The sequence below is a fragment of the Castellaniella sp. genome (assembly GCF_034007085.1).
Lineage (GTDB): Bacteria > Pseudomonadota > Gammaproteobacteria > Burkholderiales > Burkholderiaceae_B > Castellaniella.
The window spans coordinates 1-5647 of record NZ_JAVERO010000131.1; the positions used below are offsets into that span (position 1 = coordinate 1).

6 protein-coding genes are annotated in these 5647 nt (G+C 63.6%); 5 read left to right on the forward strand and 1 reads right to left on the reverse strand.

Annotation, left to right across the window (positions count from 1 at the left end; all coding sequences use genetic code 11):
• Positions 1–38: 38 nt before the first annotated feature.
• The 5 genes from RBR29_RS10130 to RBR29_RS10150 all read left to right on the forward strand — a co-directional run bounded on the left by RBR29_RS10130 (position 39) and on the right by RBR29_RS10150 (position 4806).
• Positions 39–1829: an ABC transporter ATP-binding protein/permease gene (locus RBR29_RS10130; protein ID WP_320349006.1), complete on the forward strand. Its 1791-nt coding sequence runs from the start codon at positions 39–41 to the stop codon at positions 1827–1829.
• 116 nt (positions 1830–1945) lie between these two features.
• Positions 1946–2329, forward strand: a complete 384-nt coding sequence (locus RBR29_RS10135) for a SirB2 family protein (RefSeq protein WP_320349007.1) — start codon at positions 1946–1948, stop codon at positions 2327–2329.
• 34 nt (positions 2330–2363) lie between these two features.
• Positions 2364–3257, forward strand: coding sequence for a LysR substrate-binding domain-containing protein (locus RBR29_RS10140; RefSeq protein WP_320349009.1), 894 nt, complete (start codon positions 2364–2366; stop codon positions 3255–3257).
• A gap of 14 nt (positions 3258–3271) precedes the next feature.
• The gene (locus RBR29_RS10145; protein WP_320349011.1) at positions 3272–4456 is read left to right on the forward strand and encodes a patatin-like phospholipase family protein; all 1185 of its coding nucleotides are present in this window, start codon (positions 3272–3274) and stop codon (positions 4454–4456) included.
• Positions 4453–4806, forward strand: coding sequence for an ArsC family reductase (locus RBR29_RS10150; protein ID WP_320349013.1), 354 nt, complete (start codon positions 4453–4455; stop codon positions 4804–4806). The genes RBR29_RS10145 and RBR29_RS10150 overlap by 4 nt, the downstream gene beginning before the upstream one ends.
• 27 nt (positions 4807–4833) lie before the next feature.
• On the opposite strand, the gene RBR29_RS10155 is transcribed toward RBR29_RS10150, so the two are convergent.
• On the reverse strand, positions 4834–5647 hold an 814-nt coding region (locus tag RBR29_RS10155), incomplete at its 5' end, for a DMT family transporter (RefSeq protein WP_320349014.1).

The following is a 5647-nucleotide window of genomic DNA, read 5'->3' on the forward strand; positions in this document are numbered from 1 at the left end:
CGGGCGTCTCCCATCGACTCTGAAGGAATCGCACTCCCATGCACTGGCAAGACGTCCTGATCGAAAGCGGCCTGTGGCTCGCCAAGGCTTACGCGCTCACCCTGCTGATCGGCGTCATCGTCATCTGGTGGCTGACGCGATTCACACGCTGGGGGCGGCAGTTCCGCCGTCTAAGCGCCGGCTATTTTTCCCCTCGCCGCAGCTGGAAACCACTGGCCGGCATCGCCCTGATCCTGCTGCTGACCCTGGCGGCCGTGCGCCTGGATGTGCTGTTTTCCAACTGGTACAACACGATGTACAGCGCGCTGCAGGCGCTGGACGCATCGGGCTTCTGGGCCGCCATGCTGCTGTTTTCGTTGCTGGCCGCCGTGCACGTGATCCGGTCTTTGTTCGATTTCTACGTCCAGCAGGCCTTTGTCGTGCATTGGCGCGAATGGCTCAACGAACATCTGCTGGGCCGCTGGATGCAGAACCAGGCCTACTATCGTTCGCAATCGCTCAGCCACCTGGCCGACAACCCCGACCAGCGGATCCAGCAGGACATCACCAACTTTGCCCAGACATCCATGACACTGGCTGTCGGACTGATCAACGCGCTCGTGTCGACTGTCGCCTTCACCGTGATTCTGTGGAACCTGTCCGGCCCCATGACCGTGCTGGGCCACGAAATCCCCCGGGCCATGGTGTTCCTGGTCTTCATCTATGTGTTCCTGGCGACCTTGCTGGCGATCTGGATCGGCAAACCGCTCATCCGACTGAACTTCCTGAACGAAAAGCTGAACGCCGACTACCGCTATGCTCTCGTGCGCGTGCGTGAATACGCAGAAAGCATCGCCTTCTATCGCGGTGAGCGCGTCGAAGGCCGAACACTGCGGCAGGGCTTTGCCCAGGTGATCGGCAACGCCTGGGACATCATTCACCGATCCCTGAAATTCCTGGGTTTCAATTTCATCGTGACCCAGACCGCCGTGGTCTTTCCCTTCATCCTGCAAGCCACACGTTTCTTTTCCAAACAGATCAGCCTGGGCGACCTGATCCAGACCGCCCAGGCCTTTGGCCGCCTGCAGGACAATCTGTCCTTCTTCCGCAATATCTACGACAGCTTTGCCACCTACCGCGCCACCCTGGAGCGTCTGGCCGGTTTCGAGGACACCATCGACGCCGCCCAGGCCATGGAACTGCCGCGCGCGCATCAGGACGGCAGCCGCCTGGCCCTGCTCAACGTATCCGTGAACCGCCCCGATGGCCACACACTGATCCGCGACCTGAGCCTGGAGGCCGCGCCCGGCCAGCCAATCCTGGTGCGCGGCCCATCGGGCGCGGGCAAAACCACACTGCTGCGCATGATTGCCGGGATCTGGCCACACGGGTCGGGCGAAATCATCCGCCCGGATACGTCCGCCCTGTTTCTGGCCCAGAAACCCTATCTGCCCCTGGGCACCCTGCGCCAGGCCCTGCACTACCCGCAACCCGCCGACTCCACCCCGCCGGGTCAGGACGAAGCCATCCTGGATCTCGTGCAGCTGGGCCACTTGCGCGACCGGCTGGACACTCCGGAAGACTGGAGCCGCATCCTGTCACTGGGGGAACAACAGCGCCTGGCCTTCGGCCGTCTGCTGATCGCCCGCCCGCAGGCTGCGTTCCTGGATGAGGCCACATCCGCCATGGACGAAGGGCTGGAAGACGCCATGTACCGCCTGCTGCGCGAGCAGCTGCCGGACGCTCGCATCATCAGCGTCGGCCACCGCAGCACCCTGCGCCGGCACCACCGCTTCGAGCTGGCGTTGCAGGGGGAAAGCGGCGGCTGGACCCTGACGCCTATCGCGTAACCGCTGCCGTCCTGTCTGAACAAGCCCCTACGCGCCGGCCGGTCTGCCGCCCCACTGGCATTCCGGTGCGATACACTCGCCCGGACAGCACTGGTTCGCCGATTTCTTCCGTCACCATGAATTACTACTTCCCCATCAAGCACCTGCACGTCACGGCCGTCACCCTGAGCATCATCCTGTTCGTGATCCGGGCCTATTGGTCCGTAACCGGATCGGCCCGGCTACAGCACCGTCTGATCCGCATCCTGCCGCACGTGATCGACACGGTGCTGCTGACCTGCGGGGTGATCCTGGCGGCCATGATCGGGCCTGAACAGCCTTGGATCCTGGTCAAGATCGTGCTTCTGGTCGCCTACATTGGCGTTGGTACATTCGCCATCAAGCGGGGCCGCACACCCCGGACGCGGCTGATCGCCGCCGTGTGCGCCAGCGCGATCTTCGCTTACATCGTCGGCGTGGCATTCAGCAAGAATCCTGCATCCTGGTTTGCCAGGATATAAATAAAATTTATATCCATTGGGGGATACTTCCGCCATGCTTGGCCTCAGCATCCGCCAGATCGAAGTCTTCGTCGCGGTTGCCACGGCCGGCAGCGTGCGCCAGGCCGCCGATCAGTTGCACCTGACCCAACCCGCCGTCAGCATGGCGCTGGGTGAACTCGAACGCCAGCTGGGTGTCACCCTGTTCGACCGTCACCGAGGCCGCCTGCGCCTGAACGCCCAAGGGGCGGAACAACTGCCCCTGGCGCGTGAAATCCTGGAACGCCTGGGCGACATGCAACGCGGCCACCGCAACGCCCAAGGCGCCCTGGAAGGCGAACTGCGCATCGGCGCCAGCAACACGGTCGGAAATTACCTGGTCGGGGAACTCCTGGGGCCCATCACGACCCAGCACCCCACAGTGGCCCTGCGCCTGACCGTGGACAACACCCGCGACATCACCCGCATGCTGCTCGACCATGCCATCGATATTGCCTGCGTCGAAGGTCCCGTGAACCATGCCCAGCTGGAAACCCGCCCCTGGCGCAATGACGCGTTGGTCGTCTGCGCGGCACCTGCGCATCCCCTGGCACAACGTGCACGACTGCAACCCCAGGATTTCGCCAATGCCCACTGGATCCTGCGCGAACGCGGTTCGGCCACCCGCAGCCAGACCGAACAGGCCTTGACCGCGCTGCCCCCGGGGCGCATTCTGCTGGAACTGGGGCAGATCGAAGCCATCAAACAAGCCGTGATCGCCGGCCTGGGCATCGCCTGCCTGCCCTACGCCGCCACCTTGGACGCTGTGGCCACGGGCCGACTGCGGGTGCTGCGCACCCCCTTCCTGCAACTGGACCGGCGCCTGTCCATCGTGCTGCACCGCAGCCGCTATCGCGGCGCCCTGATCGAGGCATTCCTGCAATCGCTTGATCCCGTCCACACCCACTAAGGAGCCCGCGACTCATGCCCAAGACTGAATTCCGTCCGGCGGACGCCGCCAGCGCCTACGAAACCCGCGCCCTGGTGCTGCAAGGCGGTGGCGCGCTGGGCGCCTACCAGGCCGGCGTCTACGAAGGTCTGCACGAGGCCGGCATCGACCTGACCGACCTGGCCGGCATCTCCATCGGTGCGTTGAATGCCGCCATCATCGCTGGCAATCCACCCGAACGGCGCGTCGAGCGGCTTCACGCCTTCTGGAACATGATCTGCCAGCCCTACGTCGGCCCGGTAGCCACCCCCCTGTTCGAACACAGCCTGTTCCAGATCAATGACCTGGCACGCCAATTCCTGGGAGCGGTGCATGCTGGCAGCGCCCTGATGGTGGGCCAGAAAGGCTTTTTCCATCCCCGCTTTCCGCCCGCTGCCCTGTCCGTTGCCCTGGACCCCGCTGCCGTCGGCCACTACGACACCCGCCCACTGAAAAATACGCTCGAATCCCTGTGCGATTTCGACCGCATCAACAGCGGCGACCTGCACGTAGCTGTCGGCGCTGTCAATGTCCGTACCGGCAATTTTGTCTATTTCGACAATCGCCGCACTCGTCTGCGCCCGGAACATTTCATGGCCTCGGGCGCATTGCCGCCAGCCTTCCCGGCCATCGAAATCGACGGCGAATACTATTGGGACGGCGGCCTGGTCTCCAATACCCCCCTGTCCTGGATCCTGGAACAGAATCTGGCCCGAGACACCCTGGTGTTCCAGGTGGACCTGTGGTCGGCGCGCGGCCCCGTCCCCCGCAACCTGAGCGAGGTCGGCGACCGCATCCAGGACATCCGCTATTCCAGCCGCACCCGGCTCGTGACCGACCAGATGCAGTCCTACCGCAAAATGCAACGCCTGCTGTGCGAAGTCCTGGACAAAGTGCCAGCCCAGTTGCGCGACAGTGACTCTGCCTGCGCACAGGCCGCAGCACTGGGCAGCAACAAGCGCAGCAACATCATCCACCTGATCTATCGCGACAAGCCCTATGAACAACACTTTCGCGACTATCAATTCGGTCTGACCACGATGCGGGAACACTGGAGCACCGGCCTGCATGACATCCGCGATACGCTGCGCCGCCCCCGGTACCTGGCCATGCCTGAAAACACCGCCGGATTCGTCACCCACGACGTCCATCGCGATGAAATCGAGGAAAGCATGAAATGAACCATCTGACCGTCTACGGCATCCCCAACTGCGACACCGTCAAAAAGGCGCGCGCCTGGCTGGATGCGCATCAGCACCCCTACCAGTTTCACGACTTCAAGAAGGCCGGTGTGCCCGAAACGCGCCTGGCGCAGTGGATCGCCCAGGTGGGCTGGGAAAAACTCGTCAACCGCCAGGGCACGACCTGGCGCAGACTGCCGCCTGAATCACAGGCGCAGATCCGGGATGCCGCCAGCGCCACCCGGTTGATGCTGGAGCAGGCCAGCATCATCAAACGCCCCGTGGTCGAATGGCCCGATGGCAGCGTGACGGTAGGCTTCAACGAAGCGGCCTGGGCAGAAAAGCGCTGATGCCCTGTCGATTGGCCCAGCAGCACATCAGGAACGGCGCTGCCCCAGCACAATGGCAGAAATCGCCACCAGAATCGTCCCGACCACCTGCAGCATCGTGATCGGCTCGCCCAGGAACACCCAGGCCAGCAACAGGATCGATACCGGCCCCAGCAGGCCCAGTTGCGCCGTCAGCGGCGCGCCGATGCGCGCCACCGACCACATGATCATGAAAGTCGGCAACACCGTGTTCACGGTCGCATGGATCAGCGACAACCCATAGACCGGCAGGCTTTGCTCCAGCCCACCCAAGCCCTTGAATGCGAAAAAATGCACCATCGTCACCCCGGCCGACACCGTCATCGCATAGGCCGTCAACCGGGTGGCCGTGACCCGTTCGACCAATTCGCCTGAACCGATCAGGTACAGGGCATAGGAAAAGGCCGCGCCCAGCACACAGGTCGCACCCAGAACGACGTTTTCCCCCGTGATCGACAGATCTGCCCAGAACACCAGGGCCACCCCCCCATAGGCCAGGGCCATGGCCAGCCACTGGCGCGAAGCGATCGGCTTGCGCAGGAACCAGGCTGAAAACAACAGCACGAACGTCGGCGACAGGAACAGGATCAAGCGTTCCAGGCCCGCAGAAATGTATTGCAGGCCCAGGAAATCCAGAAAACTGGACAGGTAGTATCCAATGAAACCCAGCACCGCGATGCGCAGGCTGTCGCGCCAGCCCAGCCGCGCCAGCAAGCCCCGGTGCGCGCGCGACATCTGGCCCAGCGCGATGCCGGCAAAGAACGGCAAGGCCAGCAGCATGCGAAAGCCGATCACGTCCAGCGCGTCCACCCCATGCCGGTAC

Excerpts from the sequence above, each read along its gene's own strand:
- RBR29_RS10140 (WP_320349009.1), top strand. The coding sequence starts at position 2,364 with ATGCTTGGCCTCAGCATCCGCCAGATCGAAGTCTTCGTCGCGGTTGCC.
- RBR29_RS10150 (WP_320349013.1), top strand. The coding sequence starts at position 4,453 with ATGAACCATCTGACCGTCTACGGCATCCCCAACTGCGACACCGTCAAA.
- RBR29_RS10135 (WP_320349007.1), top strand. The coding sequence starts at position 1,946 with ATGAATTACTACTTCCCCATCAAGCACCTGCACGTCACGGCCGTCACC.
- RBR29_RS10130 (WP_320349006.1), top strand. The coding sequence starts at position 39 with ATGCACTGGCAAGACGTCCTGATCGAAAGCGGCCTGTGGCTCGCCAAG.
- RBR29_RS10145 (WP_320349011.1), top strand. The coding sequence starts at position 3,272 with ATGCCCAAGACTGAATTCCGTCCGGCGGACGCCGCCAGCGCCTACGAA.